The 19,448-nt window shown below is 61.8% G+C and carries 17 protein-coding genes; 14 read left to right on the plus strand and 3 right to left on the minus strand.

What is annotated here, in order from left to right:
• Positions 1–17 precede the first annotated feature (17 nt).
• The gene (locus tag HCZ23_RS02355; protein ID WP_167600072.1) at positions 18–1,394 is read right to left on the minus strand and encodes an SLC13 family permease; all 1,377 of its coding nucleotides are present in this window, start codon (positions 1,392–1,394) and stop codon (positions 18–20) included.
• A 103-nt stretch (positions 1,395–1,497) separates the two neighbouring features.
• On the opposite strand from HCZ23_RS02355, the gene HCZ23_RS02360 reads away from it, so the two are divergent.
• On the plus strand, positions 1,498–2,295 hold the full coding sequence (locus HCZ23_RS02360) for a helix-turn-helix domain-containing protein (RefSeq protein ID WP_167600073.1): 798 nt from the start codon (positions 1,498–1,500) through the stop codon (positions 2,293–2,295).
• A 2-nt stretch (positions 2,296–2,297) separates the two neighbouring features.
• Here HCZ23_RS02360 and HCZ23_RS18190 read toward each other — a convergent pair whose 3' ends face one another.
• A complete protein-coding gene (locus HCZ23_RS18190) occupies positions 2,298–3,491 on the minus strand; it encodes a Hint domain-containing protein (protein WP_167600074.1) in 1,194 nt (397 codons plus the stop codon).
• A gap of 154 nt (positions 3,492–3,645) precedes the next feature.
• Here HCZ23_RS18190 and HCZ23_RS02370 point away from each other — a divergent pair, with 154 nt between their 5' ends.
• Positions 3,646–4,440: a hypothetical protein gene (locus tag HCZ23_RS02370; RefSeq protein WP_217703101.1), complete on the plus strand. Its 795-nt coding sequence runs from the start codon at positions 3,646–3,648 to the stop codon at positions 4,438–4,440.
• Here the strand turns inward: HCZ23_RS02370 and HCZ23_RS02375 are convergent, their stop codons facing one another.
• Complete coding sequence (locus tag HCZ23_RS02375) at positions 4,441–5,373, minus strand: L-lactate dehydrogenase (protein WP_167600076.1); 933 nt, start codon at positions 5,371–5,373, stop codon at positions 4,441–4,443.
• Between the two features lie 268 nt (positions 5,374–5,641).
• On the opposite strand from HCZ23_RS02375, the gene ftsW reads away from it, so the two are divergent.
• From ftsW to ftsZ, 12 genes are all read left to right on the plus strand, one after another.
• Entirely contained in the window at positions 5,642–6,811 is a 1,170-nt protein-coding gene (gene ftsW, locus HCZ23_RS02380; RefSeq protein WP_167600077.1) for a putative lipid II flippase FtsW, read from the plus strand.
• 21 nt (positions 6,812–6,832) lie between these two features.
• Positions 6,833–7,930: an undecaprenyldiphospho-muramoylpentapeptide beta-N-acetylglucosaminyltransferase gene (murG, locus tag HCZ23_RS02385; RefSeq protein ID WP_167600078.1), complete on the plus strand. Its 1,098-nt coding sequence runs from the start codon at positions 6,833–6,835 to the stop codon at positions 7,928–7,930.
• A gap of 41 nt (positions 7,931–7,971) precedes the next feature.
• A complete protein-coding gene (gene murC / locus HCZ23_RS02390) occupies positions 7,972–9,375 on the plus strand; it encodes a UDP-N-acetylmuramate--L-alanine ligase (RefSeq protein ID WP_167600079.1) in 1,404 nt (467 codons plus the stop codon).
• Positions 9,376–9,464: 89 nt separating this feature from the next.
• Positions 9,465–10,652 carry an APC family permease gene (locus tag HCZ23_RS02395; RefSeq protein WP_167600080.1) on the plus strand — a complete coding sequence of 396 codons (1,188 nt, stop codon included), beginning with the start codon at positions 9,465–9,467 and terminating at the stop codon, positions 10,650–10,652.
• Positions 10,649–10,912 (plus strand): DUF2484 family protein, encoded by a 264-nt coding sequence (locus HCZ23_RS02400; protein WP_368487271.1) that lies wholly within the window; start codon positions 10,649–10,651, stop codon positions 10,910–10,912. The genes HCZ23_RS02395 and HCZ23_RS02400 overlap by 4 nt, the downstream gene beginning before the upstream one ends.
• Positions 10,913–10,924: 12 nt before the next feature.
• The gene (locus tag HCZ23_RS02405; protein WP_167600081.1) at positions 10,925–11,185 is read left to right on the plus strand and encodes a DUF2484 family protein; all 261 of its coding nucleotides are present in this window, start codon (positions 10,925–10,927) and stop codon (positions 11,183–11,185) included.
• A gap of 77 nt (positions 11,186–11,262) precedes the next feature.
• A complete protein-coding gene (locus tag HCZ23_RS02410) occupies positions 11,263–12,861 on the plus strand; it encodes a DUF6161 domain-containing protein (RefSeq protein WP_167600082.1) in 1,599 nt (532 codons plus the stop codon).
• Positions 12,862–12,921: 60 nt separating this feature from the next.
• Positions 12,922–13,893, plus strand: a complete 972-nt coding sequence (murB, locus tag HCZ23_RS02415) for a UDP-N-acetylmuramate dehydrogenase (protein ID WP_167600083.1) — start codon at positions 12,922–12,924, stop codon at positions 13,891–13,893.
• 149 nt (positions 13,894–14,042) lie between these two features.
• Entirely contained in the window at positions 14,043–14,954 is a 912-nt protein-coding gene (locus HCZ23_RS02420; RefSeq protein WP_167600084.1) for a D-alanine--D-alanine ligase, read from the plus strand.
• Positions 14,942–15,934, plus strand: a complete 993-nt coding sequence (locus HCZ23_RS02425; RefSeq protein WP_167600085.1) for a cell division protein FtsQ/DivIB — start codon at positions 14,942–14,944, stop codon at positions 15,932–15,934. The genes HCZ23_RS02420 and HCZ23_RS02425 overlap by 13 nt, the downstream gene beginning before the upstream one ends.
• Positions 15,931–17,262 (plus strand): cell division protein FtsA, encoded by a 1,332-nt coding sequence (gene ftsA / locus HCZ23_RS02430; protein WP_167600086.1) that lies wholly within the window; start codon positions 15,931–15,933, stop codon positions 17,260–17,262. Before HCZ23_RS02425 ends, ftsA begins: the two co-directional genes overlap by 4 nt.
• A 415-nt stretch (positions 17,263–17,677) precedes the next feature.
• A complete protein-coding gene (gene ftsZ, locus HCZ23_RS02435; protein ID WP_167600087.1) occupies positions 17,678–19,357 on the plus strand; it encodes a cell division protein FtsZ in 1,680 nt (559 codons plus the stop codon).
• The last annotated feature ends 91 nt before the right edge of the window (positions 19,358–19,448 follow it).

The following is a 19,448-nucleotide window of genomic DNA, read 5'->3' on the forward strand; positions in this document are numbered from 1 at the left end:
CGGGCCGCCGGGGTTCCTCAGATCCAGCCCAGAAGCACCCACCAGAGGTAATCGAGCGGGATGAAGACCAGGAACGTCAGCGCCGACATCGAGAGCGTCATCTTCATCAGGTGGCGCGTGCTCTCGCCCGCAAGCCCCATGGCGACGATGAGCGGCCCGACCTGGTAGGGGAAGATCACGGTGGAAAACCCGATGACCTGGGTCATCAACACGGCTTCGAGTGAGAACCCTGTGGCCTGCGACAATTCTTCTGCCAGCGGCGTCAACACGGCGGGAACGCCCGGCATGGTGGTGAACACAGACGTCAGCGCGCCCAGTGTCGACAGAGAGAAGAAGTTGAGGAAATCGTGGCCCTGCGCGAGCGGCAGGACGCCGACCACTTGATGCGCAATGATCGTCCCGAGGCCCGAACTGTTGACCACCGCGCCCAGAGCCAGAGCGCCGGAGACAAAGAGCAACATGCCGAAATCGACCGCGCCTTTGAACACCGGCGGCGGCACAAGACCCAGACGCGGCACCAGCAAGACGAGCGTGGTCGCAAGGCCGACCCAGGCGGCGTTGATATGGTGCAGCTGATCGGTGGCCCAGAACCCGATGGTGACCAGAAGGATCGCCATCAGGATCATCTGTTTGCGCGAGGACGCGGGGGTGTCTTGGCTCACCTCGACCTGGACCGGCGCGACTTTGGCCGGGAAGAAATACAGCGTCAACAGCACCAGCGCGATGGATTTGACCACGCCCAGCACCGGGTAATGCAGCAAGAGGTAGTCGGCGTAGGAAAACTCCATGCCAAAGACCTTGTCGGCCATGCCCGAGAGAATGATGTTTGGAATATTCGACGGCAGGATCGCAAAGCTGGGCATATTGGTGCCGAAGGCGATGATCACGGCGACGCCGATCCGACCTTTCGAGCCCTTCTCAAGCCCCAGCATATCGGAGAGCGCCATGCCCACCGGCACCAAAACGGCGGAGCGACCCAAGGACGAAGGCATGACAAAGCCCAAAGCCATGCCGATCACCATGAGGCCCCCGATCAGCATCGGATAGCTTTTCGACAGATGCGGGCGGGCGACTTCGCCGATCTTGGCGCCAAGCCCGGAATGCGTGATCGCAGCCCCGATGACAAAGCCCGCGATGATCAGCCACATCGCGGTGGAGGTGAAGCCGGAGAACACCACATCGGGCGCGGCCAGACCGGGCAAGAGAAGCGCGGTGAAAAAGAACAGGGACGCCAGATAGCCGGGCACGAGGCCCGTCGCCCAAAGCCCTAAAGTGACCAGCACGATGCCAAAGATCAGCGCCTGGTTGGCGGCGAAAATGCCGGGAACGGTGAGGGCGATCACGAGGGCGATCAGGGTGATGACCGCAAGGACGGCTTCTCTGAAATAAGTCATGTATACTCCTGCGCTTGGGGAGGGGGAGTGGGCGCTGGCGGGTGGCGGGCGCGTGTTGCGAAAAGATGTAGAAAAAATGTCGGAAATGCGGTAGAGCGACATTATGCCAAATCATGTCGAATACCTGCCAAACCCGGACGCGCCGCCCACGGGCATCGGGTTTGACCTCACGCCCGGTCGTCCCGTCATCGCCCGGCGAGAAGAGTTTCGCGGGGGCTATGCGGTGGAGCCGCACAGCCATCCGCGCGCGCAATTGGCTATGTGTTACAACGGGGTGATGCGCCTTCAGGCCGGCGAAGATGTCTGGATCATCCCGCACAAACACGCGATCTGGATTCCGCCTGATGTCGAACATCAGCTCAGCACACAGGGCCCGGTTCTGACCCATCACCTTTATGTCGCGCCACTTTACGTGTCCCGCGCGAGCCTGCCGCAGAAGATGACGGTGCTGCGCACCTCGCCTCTGTTGCGCGGGGTCGTGGAGCGCATGGTCGAGGGCGGATTGGCAAAGCCCGAGGTGCGGCGGCTGGCCTGGGTGGCCTTAGACGAGATCGGACGGCTGAGACCCGCTGCGATGCATTTGCCCGGTGGGCGCGATCCGCGTCTTGTCGCGGCGATGGGGATATTTTTACGTCACCCGGAAGAGCGGCGGGGCTTGGCGGAGATCGCCCATGAGGTTGGGACCTCGGAGCGCACCTTGGCGCGGCTGTTCGTGACGGAAACCGGTAAGAGTTTTCGCGACTGGCGTGCGCGGCGGCGGATTTTATTCGCGCTCGAACGGCTGGAGCAGGGCGAAAGCAGCACCGATCTGGCGGCACATCTGGGCTATTCCAGCCCTTCGGCCTTCATCGCCGCCTTCAAACGCGATCTGGGCGCGCCACCCTCGGCGTTTCGGGGATAGCCTTACGCGGCGGGGCTCAGCGCTGGTTCGGGCAGCCGCACGATCCGGCGCACGGGCTCCTGCGACAGATGGCGCAGGGCGGGCGGCAGGGGCGAGAGGCTTTGGCTATGGGCGGTGATCAAAAGGCTCTCCGCCCAGGCACCATTTGCCAGTACCAGTTCATGCCGGTCGAAGACCAGATGACAATACTGCGCGAGACGACAGGATGGGCGCGCGCTCACCCCCGGCCAGGACAAAAGCTTGCGTGCGGCAATAATATGGTCGGGCGCCTGCTGCGGCAGCGCAATGCGATGTTGCGGCGAGACGATCAACTCGCGCACGGGCACGCCGGGGCCAAGAGCGCCGGGGCGAATGCGGATCGGCTGCATCTTATGCGGGCCTGTGCCAAAGCGATACGTGCGCGTGCGCATCAGACGCAGCGATTGCAAACCATGATCATAGGTCCGCACAAGATCGCCGGGGCGCAGGGCCTCGACCGGGCGGGGGCCATGCTCGGTGTCGATCATGGTGCCCTTGAGAAAACAGATCGTGCCGGATTGAAAGGAAAAGTCGGAGGCGGATTGGCTGTTGTAATTCAACCACTTGACTTGCGTGACCGAGCCATCCGGGAAAGAAATCAGCGTGCCATAATTGCCATCGTCGCTCAGGTAAGGTTGAAGGTCGGCATAGGAATTGATGCCCGGGTAGTCGATCAAAAGGATGTCGCCATCGGCGGCGGAGTAATCCTCGATCGTGTCGAAGCCGCTGCCATCGGCGATGATAAAGGTGTCGGCGCCCTCGTGCCCGTAGAGCGTGTCATTGCCCGCGCCACCCCGAAGCGTGTCGCCGCCAGTCCCGCCGTAGAGGAGGTCATCGCCATCGCCCCCCAGGAGCGTGTCATTGCCGTCGTCGCCATAGAGCGTGTCGTTGTCAGCGCCACCATCGATATAATCGTTGCCATCATTGCCAAAGAGCGTGTCCTGACCGGCCTCGCCATAGATTCTATCGTCTCCACCATCGCCCTGAACCGTGTCTGCCCCGTCTCCGGCATAGATCGTATCGCCGCCGTCGGCAGAGTTCAGGCCATCGTTGCCGAGAATCTGATCGTCGCCCGCGCCACCATAGATGGTATCCGAGCCTTCGCCGCCTTTAATGGCGTCGTTCTCGGTGGTGCCTTCTATGGTGTCGTCGCCACTGGTGCCGTCGATCTGTGCCATGGTTTTGAGCCGTTGTTTTGCCGTCAGGGTAAACAACTTGCCTTTCCCAATGGTGAATTGGCGAGATGTGTTTGTCGAAAGACTGTCTCTTAGGTGCTTGACCGAACGGCAAATTCACGCCTCACTTCGAAAGAAACAGAGAGCGGGGATGCGAATGCTACAGGGGATCATGATTGCGCCGCCCATCTTATCTGCCCTGATCGTGGTGCTCTGCGTTGTGGCCCTGTGCCTTGGCGCCTATGGGATGACACGTCGGGTTCTGGGGCGCGGGGCGGATGCCGAGCGACGGGAGCTGGCGGGGTCGGTGATCTTTCGGGTCAGCGCGCTGCATGGTCTCGTCTTGGCGCTGGTCTTTGCTCAGGAGGTGGTGAACCTGCGCGATGTCTCGACGGTGTCCTCGCGGGAGGCGGCTTTGGTTGGCGATGTGTTCTACGATCTCAAGCGCTATGATGCGGCGCAAACCCTGCCGATCCGGGAAAGTCTCGCGCTCTATACCCGCCATGTTCTGGAGACCGAATGGGGCCTTTTGGCCGATGAGAACCAGTTGCACGACCAGGCCTGGGCGGAATGGGAGGCGACCTATGAGGCGATCCTCGATCTGACGCCCGAGACGTTGCGACAGGAGAGTCTGCGCGCGATGATGCTTGATGGCATTCGCGATGTGTCGATGCTTCGGCTCGAGCGGGAAGAGGCCGCGCGCGCGGGCGTCAATCCCTTGTTCCTTACGGCGGCCATCGTGGGGGTGATCCTGACCGCGGCGGCCTATTTTACCTTTGAGCCTTCGCGTCTGAACCTGTTGCTCCTGACGATTTTCTCGTCTTACACCGGGCTCATCATCTTTTTCATCATCGCCTTCGCCAACCCCTATCACGCACCGGGCAAGGCGGCGCCGGTGAGTTTTGAATTGCTTTATCAGGGCGAAGTGCGAGAGCTGGCAGGCGGCGGGTAATCAATACTCCAACGCGTCGAGCGTCTCTTTCAACAGCCGTGCCGAGGCCCCAAGCGCCTCATGTTCCGCGTCGTCCAGCTCCGGGAACAGATCCGACACCACGCCTTGGCCACCAACGATGCGGGGGATGGAGAGGGCCACGTCCTGCACACCCTCGACCTTTGGCGTCACGATGGAGACCGACAAGACCGTTTGCTCATCCCGCGCGATCGCCCGCACCAGACGCTCAAGCCCCGCGCCGATGCCGTACCAGGTCGCGCCTTTGCCGTTGATGATCGTATAGGCGGCGTTACGCACCCCGTCGTCGATCCGCGCCTTGACGCCTTCGGTCAGGGGGACACGCATCTGGGCGGCGAAGTCTTTCACCGACAGCGCGCCTGCGCGCGCCGAGGACCAACACAAGACCTCGCTGTCGCCATGTTCGCCCAGCACATAGGCATGCACAGAGCGCGGCGCGACGCCCAGATGTTCGCCGATCAGATGCCGGAACCGTGCGGTGTCGAGGATCGTCCCCGATCCGATCACCCGCGACGGCGGCAGGCCGGAGAGCCGCGTGGCGATCTGGGTCATGATGTCGACCGGGTTGGTCGCGACGAGCAAGATCGCGTCGGGTGCGGCGTCCAGCACCTTGCCGATGATCTGGCGAAACACTTCGGCGTTGCGGGTCAAAAGCTCCAAGCGGCTCTCGCCCGGTTTTTGCCCCACACCGGCGGCGAGGATCACAACGCCCGCGCCTTTCAACTCGGCGTAATCGCCCGCCGTCACCACGGTCGAGGAGGCAAAGGGCACGGCATGGGCGATGTCCTCGGCCTGCGCGCGGGCGAGGCCTGCGTTGTAATCGACAAAAACGATCTTGCTCGCGGTGCCTTTCAAGGCGATGGCATAGCCTGCGGCGGAGCCGACCATGCCCGCGCCGACGATCCCGATTTTCATGTGCGGACTCCATATGTGGGAGGGAGAGGGTGAGTTGGTGCCAGACTGCGGGGATTCTCCTTAACGATCAATGATGTCGGACAATAAGGCGGATCAATTCGCGTTTTGGCATGTCTTGACAGAGATGTCGGCAAATCCCTGCCTTTATGGCGTTTCATCGCTCTGAGGCCACAATCTGTAGTGGCGCAGAGCCGGAAAAGCCGCTATTCTGAACAAATCAGACCCGGAAAACCGGGCGTAAAATGATAACGAGGCAGTAGGCGGTATCATGACAGAGATGGTGTATGGCTCGGCGCCGATGCGCGTGGGAGAGCCGATCTTGCCGCGTTGGTGGCGGACAATCGACAAATGGACGCTGTCCTGCGTCTTTATTCTTTTTGGTGTCGGGCTTTTGTTGGGGCTCGCGGCCTCGCCGCCTCTGGCCGAAAAGAACGGGTTCACGGACCTGTTCCACTACGTCAAACGTCAGGCGTTTTTTGGCTCCGTCGGGCTGATGGTGATGATCGGCATCACCATGATGGACCCGGCGCGTGTGCGCCGTTTCGCCGTCGTGGGTTTTGTCCTTGCGCTGATCTCTCTGTTTCTTTTGCCTGCTTTCGGTACGGACTTTGGCAAGGGCGCGACGCGCTGGTTCTCTTTGGGCTTTGCCTCTGTCCAGCCCTCTGAGTTCCTGAAACCCGCCTTCGTCATCACCTCCGCTTGGCTCATGGCCGCCGGTCTTGAAATCGGTGGGCCTCCGGGGCGGATGTATTCTTTCCTGATCACTTCGCTTGTGGTGATCCTTCTGGCGCTGCAACCGGATTTCGGGCAGGCCTCTCTCATCCTCTTTGCCTGGGGTGTGATGTATTTCGTCGCCGGTGCGCCGCTGACGCTGTTGGTCGGTATCGCGGGGCTCGTCGTTCTGGGCGGCACCTTCGCCTATAACAACTCCGAACACTTCGCGCGCCGCATCGACGGGTTCCTGAACCCGACAATCGATCCCACGACCCAGATCGGTTACGCCACCAACGCCATCCGCGAGGGCGGCTTCTTTGGCGTCGGCGTGGGCGAGGGGACCGTGAAATGGTCGCTGCCCGATGCGCATACCGATTTCATCATTGCGGTTGCTGCCGAAGAATACGGGCTGATCCTCGTGCTCGTGATCATTGCGCTTTACGCGACCATCACCGTGCGCTCGCTCTGGCGCTTGCTCAAGGAACGCGACCCCTTCATCCGCCTTGCGGGCACCGGGCTCGCCTGTGCGTTTGGCATTCAGGCGTTCATCAACATGGGCGTCGCCGTGCGGCTTTTGCCCGCCAAAGGCATGACGCTGCCGTTTGTGTCCTATGGCGGCTCGTCCCTGATCGCTTCCGGCATTGCACTTGGTGCGCTTCTGGCCTTTACCCGCACCCGTCCGCAGGGCGAGATCGGTGACATCCTGATCCGTCGCGGCCGCTAAACGATATAAAAGAGGTTCCAAATGACCCAAGCCCCCCTTCTTGTCATCGCCGCCGGCGGCACCGGCGGACATATGTTCCCGGCGCAGTCCCTGGCCGAGGTGATGCTGGCGCGGGGCTGGCGGGTGAAACTGTCGACCGATGCCCGTGGCGCGCGTTACACCGGCGCCTTCCCGCAGGGGGTGGAGATCGAGGTCATGCCCTCCGCCACCTTCGCGCGCGGTGGATTGGCGGCGAAAGCGATGGTTCTGCCGCGCATCATGGGCGGCGTGTTCAAAGCCATGTCGAATTTCATGCGCGACAAGCCCGCCGTGGTGGTGGGCTTTGGCGGCTACCCGGCGATCCCGGCGGTGGCGGCGGCGACGCTGATGAAGCTGCCCCGGATGATCCACGAACAGAACGGCATTCTGGGGCGGGTCAATCAGGTCTTTGCCAAACGCGTCGATAAGGTCGCCTGCGGCACCTGGCCGACCAAACTGCCCGAAGGCGTCGAGGGCGTCTACACCGGCAATCCGGTGCGCGGCGCCATTCTTGAAAAATACGCGGCACCTTACATTGCGCCCGGTGACTACCCGATGGAAATTCTGGTGATGGGCGGCTCGCAAGGCGCGCGCATCCTCTCCGACGTGGTGCCCGAAGCCATCGCGCGGCTGCCGGAGCGGATGCTCGCCAATCTGCGCATCAGCCAACAGGCCCGCGCCGAGGACCTCGACCGCGTGACCGAATTCTACCAGGCGCGCGGCATTCAGGCCGATGTTCAAACCTTTATCCACGACGTGCCGAAACGGATGAGCGAGAGCCAGTTGGTGATCACCCGCTCGGGCGCGTCCTCTGTGGCGGATGTGTCCGTGATCGGACGCCCTGCGATCTTCATCCCCTTCGCGGCGGCCACCGCCGATCACCAGACCGCGAATGCCCGCGGGCTTGTGGAGGCCGATGCGGCGATCATGATCCCCGAAAGCCAGCTGACGCCCGAGAGCCTCGCCGAGCAGATCGAAAACGTTCTGAGCCACCCCGACGGCGCTTTGATGATGGCGCAGGCGGCGCTGTCGGTGTCGAAACCGCAAGCGGCCGAAGAATTGGCGGCACTGGTCGAAGATCTGGCTTTCAAGACAAAATAACGATGCTCTTTCAGGGCACGACAGACGAGTGAGACGATAAGATGAACGCGAGCGTAACCAAACTCCCCACCGAAATGGGCCCGATCCACTTTGTCGGCATTGGCGGCATCGGCATGTCCGGCATTGCCGAGGTGCTGTTGAACCATGGCTATCGGGTGCAGGGGTCGGATTTGAAGGCCTCGAAAATCACCGATCGTCTGAAAGAACTGGGCGCGGTGATCTATGAGGGCCAACGCGCAGAAAACCTCGAAGACGCGGAGGTCGTGGTGATCTCCAGCGCCATCAAACCCGGCAACCCGGAACTGGACGCCGCGCGTCTCAAGGGCCTGCCGGTGGTGCGTCGCGCGGAGATGCTCGCGGAACTCATGCGTCTCAAATCCAACGTTGCCGTCGCGGGCACGCATGGCAAGACCACGACCACGACGCTGGTCGCCGAACTTCTGGTCGCGGGCGGCATCGACCCGACGGTGATCAATGGCGGTATCATCCACGCTTATGGCTCGAACGCCCGGATGGGGCAGGGCGACTGGATGGTCGTCGAGGCCGATGAGAGCGACGGGACCTTCAACCGTCTGCCCGCCACCATCGCCATCGTCACCAATATCGACCCGGAGCATATGGAGCATTGGGGCACCATCGAGAAGCTGCGCGAAGGCTTCTACGATTTCGTCTCCGGCATTCCGTTTTACGGCCTTGCGGTGTGTTGCACCGATCACCCGGAGGTGCAGAGCCTTGTGGGCAAGATCACCGACCGCCGTGTCGTCACCTATGGTTTCAACGCCCAGGCCGATGTCCGCGCCGTCAATTTGACCTACAAAAAAGGCGTGGCGCAGTTCGACATCGTTCTGGCCGCCGAGGATATGGTGATCGAGGGCTGTACCCTGCCGATGCCGGGCGATCACAACGTGTCCAATGCCTTGGCCGCTGTTGCCGTCTCGCGTCATCTCGGCATGAAGGCCGAAGAGATCAAACAGGCGCTTGCGGCCTTCGGCGGGGTGAACCGTCGCTTTACCCGCGTGGGCGAAGTGAACGGCGTGACGATCATTGACGATTACGGCCACCACCCGGTTGAAATCGCCGCCGTGCTGAAAGCCGCGCGTCAGGCCTCCGAAGGCCGCGTCATTGCCGTGCATCAGCCGCACCGCTATTCGCGTCTGCACAGCCTGTTCGACGACTTCTGTACCTGTTTCAACGAGGCCGATGTCGTCGGCATCGCCGAGGTTTACGCCGCAGGCGAGGAGCCGATCGAAGGCGCGTCGCGCGACGATCTTGTCGCCGGTCTTATCCGTCACGGCCACCGCCATGCCCGCGCTGTGACCTCCGAGGACGATCTGGTCCGTCTTGTGCGCGAACAGACCCGCGAGGGCGATATGGTCGTCTGTCTGGGTGCAGGGACGATTTCCGCCTGGGCGCATAACCTGCCGGAGCGGCTCTCCAAGGGCTGAGGCTCAAAAGCGGACCTCTGCTTTGTTCTGACGCAGAGACAGAGGTGTGGCTCCGGGATACTCTTATCGCACCTTCTCTGGAGACCGCCATGTCCGACCATCTCAAACGCCGCATCGGCCCCGGATTGCTCACCGCTTATGGCGTGGGCGTCATGGTCGGTGCGGGGATTTACGTCCTCGTCGGCACGGTCGCGGCACAGGCCGGAATTTACGCGCCCTTGGCCTTTTTGCTCGCCGGTCTGATTGCCGCGCCCTCAGCACTTTCCTACGCCGAATTGTCCACCCGCATCCCCGAAGCGGCGGGCGAGGCCGCCTATGTCGAGGCGGGTTCGGGCTCGCGCGCTCTGGGGCTCATCGTCGGGCTTGCCATCGTTGCGGGTGGCACCCTGTCGTCCGCCGCCGTTTTGCGCGGGGGCGCGGGTTATCTCACTGCGTTCGTTGACATTCCTTTCAATCTCGCCGTGATCGGATTGGGCCTGATACTGGTCTGTGTCGCCATCGTCGGCGTGCTCGAAAGCCTCGCCATGGCGGCTCTTTTCACCGTGATCGAAGTCATCGGTCTTATGCTTGTCGTCTGGGCCGGTTGGCAGGCGCCGGTGTCGCCAGATTTCACTGCCCCCGCCGCGCCTTATCTGCCCGGCATCGGCGTGGCCGCGACGCTGGCGTTTTTCGCCTTCATCGGCTTTGAGGACATCGTCAACATGGCCGAAGAGGTGAAACACCCCGAGCGCAGCCTGCCCATCGCCATCATCGGCTCCCTGATCATCACCACGCTGCTCTACGCGGGCGTCACGGTGACCGCCGTGCGCGCCGTCCCGCTCGAAGACCTCGCCGCCTCTGAGCGCCCCTTGGCGCTGGTCTATGAGGCGGGTGGCGGGCATGTCGTCGTGCTCTCCGCCATTGCCGTCACCGCCGCCTTGAACGGGGTTCTGGCGCAGGTCGTCATGGCCGCGCGGGTGCTCTTTGGCCTTGGCAAGCGCGGCGGGCCTCTTGGGGTGCTCCGCCACACCCATCCGCGCTTTGGCACGCCGGTTCTGGCCACCCTGTTGATCGGCGTGGTGGTGATCGGGGCGGCGCTTGTGCTGCCGGTTTCCGATCTGGCGGGTGTGACCTCGACCATCTTGCTCGTGGTCTTCACACTGGTGAACGGATCGCTCATCTTGCTGAAACGCAAGGCCCCCAAAGCGCCCTTCCGCGTGGCCGCTTGGGTGCCCGTGGTTGGCCTGGTCTTTGCGCTTCTGGCCCTGGTCGCTTTTGCCTTCGGAGCCGTCTCGTGAACGGTCTTGTCGAGGTCGTCGACAACCCCCTGATAGCGCTCGCATTATGGGCGCTTGCCACCATGGCGCTTGCTCCGTTACCCTTGCGATACCAGATTCTCCCCGGATCGGCGCTTTTGCTCGTGCTGCCCGTGGTGCTCATCTGGACCGGGCTGACCTATGGGGTCTGGCCGGTGTTGATCGGTTTAGCTGCTGCCGTGTCTTTGTTTCGAAAGCCGCTCAAGGTGCTGTGGAGGCGTCTTGTGCGGGGAATCAAATAGGAAGTGGCCGCTATGACCCTGTCCCTCACACTGGCCTGTTTCTGGGCCGTGCTCGCCAATGTGATCGCGATGTTCCCGTCGCGCCGCCACCATTGGCCCGCAGCCTATGTGCTGATCGCGCTGGGGGTGCCGCTTTTGGGATTTGTCACCTATGAGAACGGGCCTTGGGTGGGGCTTGTGGTGTTTGCCGCAGGCGTGTCGATCCTGCGCTGGCCTGTGGTTTACTTAGGCCGTTGGGTGCGGCGAACCCTGACGCGCGGCCCGGCGGAATAGGGCAAATCCGCTGTTCCGGTTTGCGGGGGAAGCCGTTAAGATTTGTGTCAGATTGATGCGATTGGGGCGGGCCGGATTTGGATATTTCTGAGATTAAGGACGAAAAGACGCTTGAGGCGTGGTTGCAGGGGCGTCCTCGTGAGGATGCGGTTGCGGTTGCTGCGCGGGCGGCGCTGCGGGTGTTGCCGGTTTATTGGCAGTGGAGCCTGTCAGAGAATGCGCGCAAACGTGATTTGACTGCTATACATGTTCTGCGCTCCGTCTTGATTTCAGGGGTTGCAGTGGTGTCTCTAACTCCTGAAATCGAAGCCTCTGCTAGCTATGCCTCTTATTTTGCGGATGCAGCCAGTTATGCCACCGAAGCCGCCGCTGATGCTTCCGCTTATTCAGCCGAAGCTGCTGTCTATTCCGTAGTTCGTGCTATCGAAACCGCCGCCTATGCCGCTGAATCCGCCGGCTACGCTGCTGAAGCCGCTGCCGAAGTCGCCGAGTCTGCCGAAGAGGCTCGTGCGATTGTTTGGCGGTCGATACGGATGGATTGCGCCGCCCTGGAAAAGGGAGAAGATATTTTCACCTTTCCGCTGTGGAGTGGAAAGGTGCCTTTTGAGAGATTTTGGCTGGATATAGAACAAGCGCTCACACACTCGAAGAATGCACCTGAAACATGGAGATTTTGGCTCGATTGGTACGCCGCCATGCTCGACCCGATCAAGAACCCGCCTGATTGGGGGCTTTACGCGCAGGTCGCCCTAATCGAAGATGAAGCCTGGGATTATGGCCCGGAAGCGATTGCAGAGCGGATTGAAAAGATTGAAGGGGCGCGTCAGTCGAAGCAGGACACAAGAAGTGTGGCGCGTGAGGAGGCGCAACTTCTGCTTAAGCAAGTCGAACGACTCGAGAGAGTTGTTCCAGCGCTTTCTAATGAAATAGCAGCACTCCGAGAGCATTTCGAGCAAGTTAAAGATCAGGCGAAAAGCATTGATCAAAATCACTCGAAAGCAAGTAAAACAGCTGAAACGATACTTGCGCACACTGCGAATGCAATAGCGCAAAGCGAAGCCACAGTTGAGCAACGCTTCGAGGAGCTTCAAGCCGAATATGAGGCCAAATTTCAGGCGTCTCTTGATACGTTTAACGCCGCCAACCGGATCAAGGCGCCAGTTGAGCTGTGGTCTGAAAAGGAACGTGAGCACGAAGAACAACGGGACAATGCATTTGGAGGTTTCGTCTTAGGGCTTTTTGTCATTGCGATCGCAGTAGGTTGGGTCGGTTACACGCTTTTGAACCCAAGTGAAAACTTGATTTTGGCGCTATCACCTGTGGGTTGTGACCTTATTAAGCACCCCGAGCTGTGCAAAGGCTTCAGTTTCCGTGGTATGATCTTGTCAGGTTCCGTGCTGACGCTTTTGACGCTCGCGCTCTGGTTCACCCGCATTCAGATGAAGCAATATCTCTCAGAGCGCCATTTGGTTTTGGACGCGCGAGAGCGCCGCGCTTTCGCCCAAACTTATATCGGACTGATTGAGGAAGGAGATACCAGCAAAGAGGCCCAAGAACAGCGCGCCTTGGTCTATGCTGCACTGTTCCGGCCGAGTTCTGACGGTATCATCAAAGACGAAGGTGGGATTGATCCGTCGCTCACGGCGGCGCTGAGTAAATTGCTGGCGGGGAAGTAACCCTTCCCCCCATCCCCCAATCTGCTATGACGCGCTAAACCCGATGCAAGAGAGCCGTACATGACCCAGACCTACCCCACGCCCCGAGGCAAGCTGACCGAGAACCGGGCTTTGGCCGATCTCACGTGGTTGCGTGTCGGCGGGCCGGCGGATGCGCTGTTTCAGCCTGCGGACCTTGAGGATTTGCAGAGCTTTCTTGCGGATCTCGACCCCTCCGTTGCCGTCTTCCCGATGGGCGTCGGCTCGAACCTGATCGTGCGCGATGGCGGCATTCGCGCCGTGGTGATCCGCATGGGGCGGGGGTTTAATGGCATTGAGATCGAGGGCAATCGGGTGACCGCGGGTGTTGCCATGCTCGACGCCCATGTGGCGCGCAAGGCGGCGCAGGCCGGGTTGGATCTGACCTTCCTGCGCACCATTCCGGGCGCCATCGGGGGCGCTGTGCGGATGAATGCCGGGTGCTACGGGTCCTATGTGGCTGATCATTTCGTCTCCGCCAAGGCCGTGACGCGCGCTGGCGAACTGGTGACACTCACCGCCCAGGATTTGAAGTTTCAATACCGCCAGACCGACCTGCCCGACGGCTATGTGATCGTCGAGGCCACCTTTGAGGCCGAACGCGGCGATCCTGCCGAGCTTGAGGCGCGCATGGCCGATCAGCTCGCCCGCCGCGATGCCTCCCAGCCGACCAAGGAACGCAGTGCGGGCTCGACGTTTCGCAACCCGGCGGGGTTCTCCTCGACGGGCAAGGCCGACGATGTGCACGATCTCAAGGCCTGGAAAGTCATTGATGACGCGGGGCTTCGGGGCTTTTCCATCGGCGGCGCGCAGATGAGCGAGATGCATTCCAACTTCATGATCAACATGGGTGAGGCCACCGCGCATGATCTCGAACTTTTGGGCGAGACGGTGCGAAAAAAAGTATTTCAAAACGCCGGTCTCGCGTTACAGTGGGAAATTAAGCGCATCGGCGAATTTTCTGGCGATCCGATCCCGGATGGCCTTGCCGAAGCACAAATTTCCGAGGCATAAGTGCCTTACGCGCTCTGAGCAGGGCGTGTTTTCCCGAAAGGGAATAAATCAGACCCCGAAACGGGGCGATTTTTCAAAGGGTCGCACAAGATGACCCAATGTGTCACGGGTCGCGAAAAGACGATCCTGTAAATTTGAGGCGAGTGGACATGTCGAGCAGGCAGTCCCCGAAAGTCGCGGTCCTCAAAGGCGGTCCCTCTGCTGAACGCGAGGTGTCTTTGTCTTCCGGTCGCGAATGCGCAGAGGCGCTTCGGGGTGAAGGATTCGAAGTGGTTGAGATCGACGCAGGCGAAGACCTGTGCGCGCAGCTGGCGACGGTCGCGCCCGATGTCGTGTTCAACGCGCTGCATGGCCGCTTTGGCGAAGACGGCTGTGTGCAAGGCTTGCTCGAATGGATGCGCCTTCCCTACACCCACTCCGGCGTGCTCTCCTCTGCTTTGGCTATGGATAAGGAGAAGACCAAAGAGGTCTACCGTGCCGCGGGCCTTCCCATCGTGCCCTCCAAACTGGCGTCCCGCTTTGAGGTCGAGGCCGGTCATGTGATGGCGCCGCCCTATGTGGTGAAACCTTATAACGAAGGGTCTTCCGTAGGCGTCTATCTGGTCCATGAGGGCGCCAACGCCCCGCGTCTGGCCGAAGAAATGCCGCCGGTCGTGATGGTCGAACAATATGCGCCGGGGCGTGAGCTGACGTGCTCTGTGATGGGCGACAAACCGCTCTGCGTCACCGATATTCTCACCGACGGCTGGTATGACTACGAGGCGAAATATGCCGAGGGCGGCTCGCGCCATGTCTGCCCCGCTGACATCCCCGAAGAGATCACGAAAGCCTGTCAGGATTACGCGCTCAAGGCGCATCAGGCGCTTGGCTGTCGCGGTGTGTCGCGGACGGATTTCCGTTGGGATGAGGCGAAGGGGCTGGACGGTCTGGTGCTGTTGGAAACCAACACCCAGCCGGGCATGACGCCGACCTCGCTCTCGCCGGAACAGGCGCAAAAGAGCGGCATCACGTTTGGCCAGTTCTGCAAATGGATGGTGGAGGACGCCTCATGCGACCGATAGATCCCACAGAATTTGCAAAAGGTCCGACACTTGGCGGCTCCGCCCGCGTGTCCGAGGCCGTGGCCCGCGCCATTCGCGCACGTCGTGGTCAGGGCGGCGAAACGGAGGGTGCGCCGCAGCGTCCGCGCGATCCGGCACCCTCACGCGCGGCCTACCGGATGAACCGCCTTTGGCTCACGCCGTCGTTTCGCTTTTTCCTCCGCCGGATCGCGCCGGTCGCGGCCGTGGCCGCCTGTGTCGCTTTGTGGTTCGCACCGCAAGACAACCGCGAGGCCTTCATGGGCCAGGTCATGGCGATCAAGGCCGAAGTGCAGAACCGCCCGGAATTCATGGTCAAACTCATGGCCATCGACGGTGCGTCGGGCGAGCTGTCCGAAGACATCCGCGAAGTCATGGCGCAGGATTTTCCGGTCTCTTCCTTTGATCTCGACCTGCCAGGATTGCTGGAACAGGTCGAGAGCCTGGATGCGGTCGAAAGCGCCGGGCTGCACGTTCGTGCGGGCGGCATCTTGCAGGTGGACATCGTCGAGCGCACCCCCGCCGTGGTCTGGCGCTCCGATTTGGGCCTCGAGATGCTGGACGCCGAGGGGCACCGCGTTGCTGCCTTGGACAGCCGTCTGGATCGTCCCGACCTGCCGCTGATTGCGGGCGAGGGCGCGGATCGTGCCGTGCCCGAAGCCATGGCGATCCTCAAAGCCGCCGGTCCCCTGACCCCGCGTCTGCGCGGGCTGGTGCGGGTGGGCGAGCGGCGCTGGAACCTCGTTTTGGACCGCGATCAGGTGATCCTTTTGCCGGAGGTCAAGCCGCTGGGCGCGCTGGCGCAGGTGGTGGCGCTGGATCAGGCCAAAGACCTTTTGGGACGTGATGTGGCCGCTGTTGACATGCGCCGTCCGACCCGACCGACCGTGCGACTGACCGAGGCCGCACAAGACGAATTGAAACGCCTGCGGGGCGTCGAACTTGGAGTGTCTTATCGATGACCGATTTGTACGAAGCCCAACGGGCGATGCGGAACATGCGCAAAGCCGCCCTGCAACGCGGTGTGATTGCCATTCTCGATGTGGGCAGCTCGAAAATCGCCTGTCTGGTGCTGCGCTTTGACGGCGAACGTTTCATGGGCGGCGATGGGGTGGGGGCCTTGGCCGGTCAATCGTCCTTCCGCGTCATCGGGGCCGCCACAACGCGGTCGCGCGGGGTGCGGTTCGGCGAGATCGACGCCATGGCCGAAACCGAACGCGCCATCCGCACCGCCGTTCAGGCCGCGCAGAAGATGGCCCAGACCCGTGTGGATCACGTCATCGCCTGTTTCTCTGGTGGCAACCCGCGCTCCTATGGCATCGCGGGGCAGGTCGAGGTCGAATATGACACCGTGTCGGAACAGGATGTCGCCCGCGTGCTCGCCTCCTCCGATGTGCCGGATTACGGCAACCACCGCGATGTGCTGCACGCCCAGCCGGTGAACTTTCAGCTCGATCACCGCTCCGGCCTCAAGGACCCGCGCGGTCAGATCGGACAGAACCTCGCCGTCGACATGCATATGCTCACGGTGGACACCGCCACGATCCAGAACCTTCTCTATTGTATCAAGCGCTGTGACCTCGAAGTCGCGGGGCTGGCCTCCGGCGCGTATGTGTCGGGCATTTCCGCCCTTGTGGAAGACGAACAGGAGTTGGGCGCGGCCTGTATCGACATGGGCGGCGGTGCGACCGATGTGTCGATCTTCATGAAGAAACACATGATCTATGCCGACAGCGTGCGCATGGGGGGCGATCACGTGACCTCTGACATCGCGATGGGGTTGCAAATCCCGCTGGCCACCGCCGAGCGGATCAAGACCTTTTACGGCGGCATTGTCGCCACCGGCATGGACGACCGCGAGATGATCGAGGTCGGCAGCGATTGCGGCGATTGGGAGAAAGACCGTCGCACGGTGAGCCGCGCCGAGTTGATCGGCATCATCCGGCCCCGCGTCGAGGAGATTCTCGAAGGGGTGCGCGAATGTCTGGATGCCGCAGGGTTTGAACATATGCCCAGCCAGCAGATCGTGCTGACGGGGGGCGCCTCGCAAATTCCGGGGCTCGATAGTCTGGCGCCGAAAATCCTCGGCCAGAATGTCCGCATCGGACGGCCCTTGCGTGTGCAAGGCCTGCCGCAGGCGGCCACGGGCGCGGCCTTTGCCTCCGCCGTCGGCTTGTGCCTCTTCGCGGCCAATCCGCAGGACGAATGGTGGGACTTTGAGATTCCGGCGGAACGCTACCCAGCGCGGTCTCTGAAACGCGCTGTGCGCTGGTTCAAAGACAATTGGTAAGCGGTTGCAGCCCCTATTGCAGCGCGTGCGGGGGCTGTGATAGACACTACATATAGGCAGAAGCCCCGGGAAACGGGGCGGATAGACATAAGGCACATGAGCAGTGCCCGGACATGACAGCGATGCTTTGCGGCATTTCAGCCTCTTTTTCAAAGGGCGAGGCAGTCGCATCTTTCCGTATGTCTGTCTGATAGACCGCTAAATCTGGTCCCATGCGCAAAATCCCGCCGAAAATCGCGGCATTATACCCCATATTTTGTGGCAATTCCGTGTTTTTGGGATGACGACTCGTGCGAAACCCCATAAGATTTAGCGTGAATAGGTAAAGTTTGCCCCGATTCAGGGGCGGGGACATCGGGCGGTTTGGGCAGAATGTGCAAGCGCCCCGGCACGAGAGAAAGCAGGCGGTACACTCATGGCTTTGAATCTGACGATGCCCGAGCGGGACGAGTTGAAACCCAAGATTACGGTCTTCGGCGTCGGCGGCGCGGGCGGCAACGCGGTGAACAACATGATCGAAAAGGCGCTTGAGGGCGTCGAATTCGTCGTGGCGAACACCGACGCGCAGGCGCTGCAACACGCCAAGGCACAGGCCCGCATCCAGATGGGTCTCAAAGTCACCGAAGGTCTGGGCGCAGGCGCACGTCCCTCCGTGGGCGCCGCCGCAGCCGAGGAAAGCATCGAGGCCATCGTCGACCAACTGGCCGGCGCGCATATGTGCTTCATCACCGCCGGTATGGGCGGCGGCACCGGCACGGGCGCGGCCCCGATCATCGCGCAGGCCGCGCGTGAGCTGGGCGTTCTGACCGTCGGCGTTGTGACCAAGCCGTTCCAATTCGAAGGCGCAAAACGTATGCGTCAGGCCGACGAAGGCGTCGAGCAGCTTCAGAAAATGGTCGACACGCTGATCGTGATCCCGAACCAGAACCTGTTCCGCCTCGCCAACGAGAAAACCACCTTTACCGAGGCCTTCTCCATGGCCGATGACGTGCTGTACCAAGGCGTCAAAGGCATCTCTGACCTGATGGTGCGTCCGGGTCTCATCAACCTCGACTTTGCCGATGTGCGTTCCGTGATGGACGAAATGGGCAAGGCGATGATGGGCACCGGCGAGGCCACCGGCGAAGATCGCGCCGTGCAAGCCGCCGAGAAAGCCATCGCCAACCCGCTTCTGGACGAGATTTCGCTCAAAGGCGCGAAAGGCGTGTTGATCAACATCACCGGCGGGCACGACCTGACGCTGTTCGAACTGGACGAGGCTGCGAACCGCATCCGCGAAGAGGTCGACCCGGAAGCCAACATCATCGTCGGCTCGACGCTCGACAACGACATGGACGGCGCGATGCGTGTGTCCGTCGTCGCCACCGGCATCGACGCCACCGTGGTCGCCGAAGTGCCTGTGCCGCGTCGCCGTCTGGCCGAGCCGCTGCAAACCCCGGATGTGGTGGAAGAAAAGCTTGAACAAGCCGCTCCTGCTGCTGTGGCTGCTGCTGCCGCTGTCGAGGCCGCGTCCTACGAAGAGCCGGCCCAGCCGACCCTCGATGTCTTCGATCCGCAGGCGACACAGGCCCGCTCCGAAGCGCGTCGCGAGGCGCCCGATGAGAGCTTCCGCGCGCTGGACGACGATCTGCCGCCGCCGGCTTATCAGCCGCGTCCGCAGCCCGCGCCGCAACCGGCCATGCACGAACCGCAAGCCGACGCTTTCGTCGCGCCCCGCGCGCCCGCTCCGGGCACGCCGTCGCCCGAAGCCATGGCCCGTCTGCAAGCCGCCGTTTCCAAACAGCCGCGCGCTGACGTGCGTCACGAGCAACAGCAGCCGCGTTACGCCCAACCGACAGCTCAGCCCGCCGGGGAAGCCAAACCGGCCCGTTTCGGCATCAACTCCCTGATCGGTCGTATGACCGGCCACGGTGGTGAAGAAGAAGCGCGCCAAGCCGCTCCGACCGCGCCCGCACCGCAACCGCAGCAGGCCCGTTTCGGCGCCCAGCCGCAGGTGCGTCCGCAGGTCCATCAGGCCTATGACGAAGATCAGGACCCGAACCCGGAAAACGACAAGATCGAAATCCCGGCCTTCCTGCGTCGTCAGGCGAACTGACATAGATCTGTGATTGGGGCTTTGAAGTCCGCATGACCTTAGGTCACAATCACAGATATTACAGACCCTAAAAGGCCGCCTTCGGGCGGTC

It is taken from the genome of Celeribacter sp. HF31, from assembly GCF_011806455.1.
Taxonomy (GTDB): domain Bacteria; phylum Pseudomonadota; class Alphaproteobacteria; order Rhodobacterales; family Rhodobacteraceae; genus Celeribacter.

Bases quoted from the DNA above. Each gene is read 5' to 3' on its own strand.
- HCZ23_RS02355 (WP_167600072.1), bottom strand. From the start codon at position 1,394: ATGACTTATTTCAGAGAAGCCGTCCTTGCGGTCATCACCCTGATCGCC.
- HCZ23_RS02360 (WP_167600073.1), top strand. From the start codon at position 1,498: ATGCCAAATCATGTCGAATACCTGCCAAACCCGGACGCGCCGCCCACG.
- HCZ23_RS18190 (WP_167600074.1), bottom strand. From the start codon at position 3,491: ATGGCACAGATCGACGGCACCAGTGGCGACGACACCATAGAAGGCACC.
- HCZ23_RS02370 (WP_217703101.1), top strand. From the start codon at position 3,646: ATGCTACAGGGGATCATGATTGCGCCGCCCATCTTATCTGCCCTGATC.
- HCZ23_RS02375 (WP_167600076.1), bottom strand. From the start codon at position 5,373: ATGAAAATCGGGATCGTCGGCGCGGGCATGGTCGGCTCCGCCGCAGGC.
- ftsW (WP_167600077.1), top strand. From the start codon at position 5,642: ATGACAGAGATGGTGTATGGCTCGGCGCCGATGCGCGTGGGAGAGCCG.
- murG (WP_167600078.1), top strand. From the start codon at position 6,833: ATGACCCAAGCCCCCCTTCTTGTCATCGCCGCCGGCGGCACCGGCGGA.
- murC (WP_167600079.1), top strand. From the start codon at position 7,972: ATGAACGCGAGCGTAACCAAACTCCCCACCGAAATGGGCCCGATCCAC.
- HCZ23_RS02395 (WP_167600080.1), top strand. From the start codon at position 9,465: ATGTCCGACCATCTCAAACGCCGCATCGGCCCCGGATTGCTCACCGCT.
- HCZ23_RS02405 (WP_167600081.1), top strand. From the start codon at position 10,925: ATGACCCTGTCCCTCACACTGGCCTGTTTCTGGGCCGTGCTCGCCAAT.
- murB (WP_167600083.1), top strand. From the start codon at position 12,922: ATGACCCAGACCTACCCCACGCCCCGAGGCAAGCTGACCGAGAACCGG.
- HCZ23_RS02420 (WP_167600084.1), top strand. From the start codon at position 14,043: ATGTCGAGCAGGCAGTCCCCGAAAGTCGCGGTCCTCAAAGGCGGTCCC.
- HCZ23_RS02425 (WP_167600085.1), top strand. From the start codon at position 14,942: ATGCGACCGATAGATCCCACAGAATTTGCAAAAGGTCCGACACTTGGC.
- ftsA (WP_167600086.1), top strand. From the start codon at position 15,931: ATGACCGATTTGTACGAAGCCCAACGGGCGATGCGGAACATGCGCAAA.
- ftsZ (WP_167600087.1), top strand. From the start codon at position 17,678: ATGGCTTTGAATCTGACGATGCCCGAGCGGGACGAGTTGAAACCCAAG.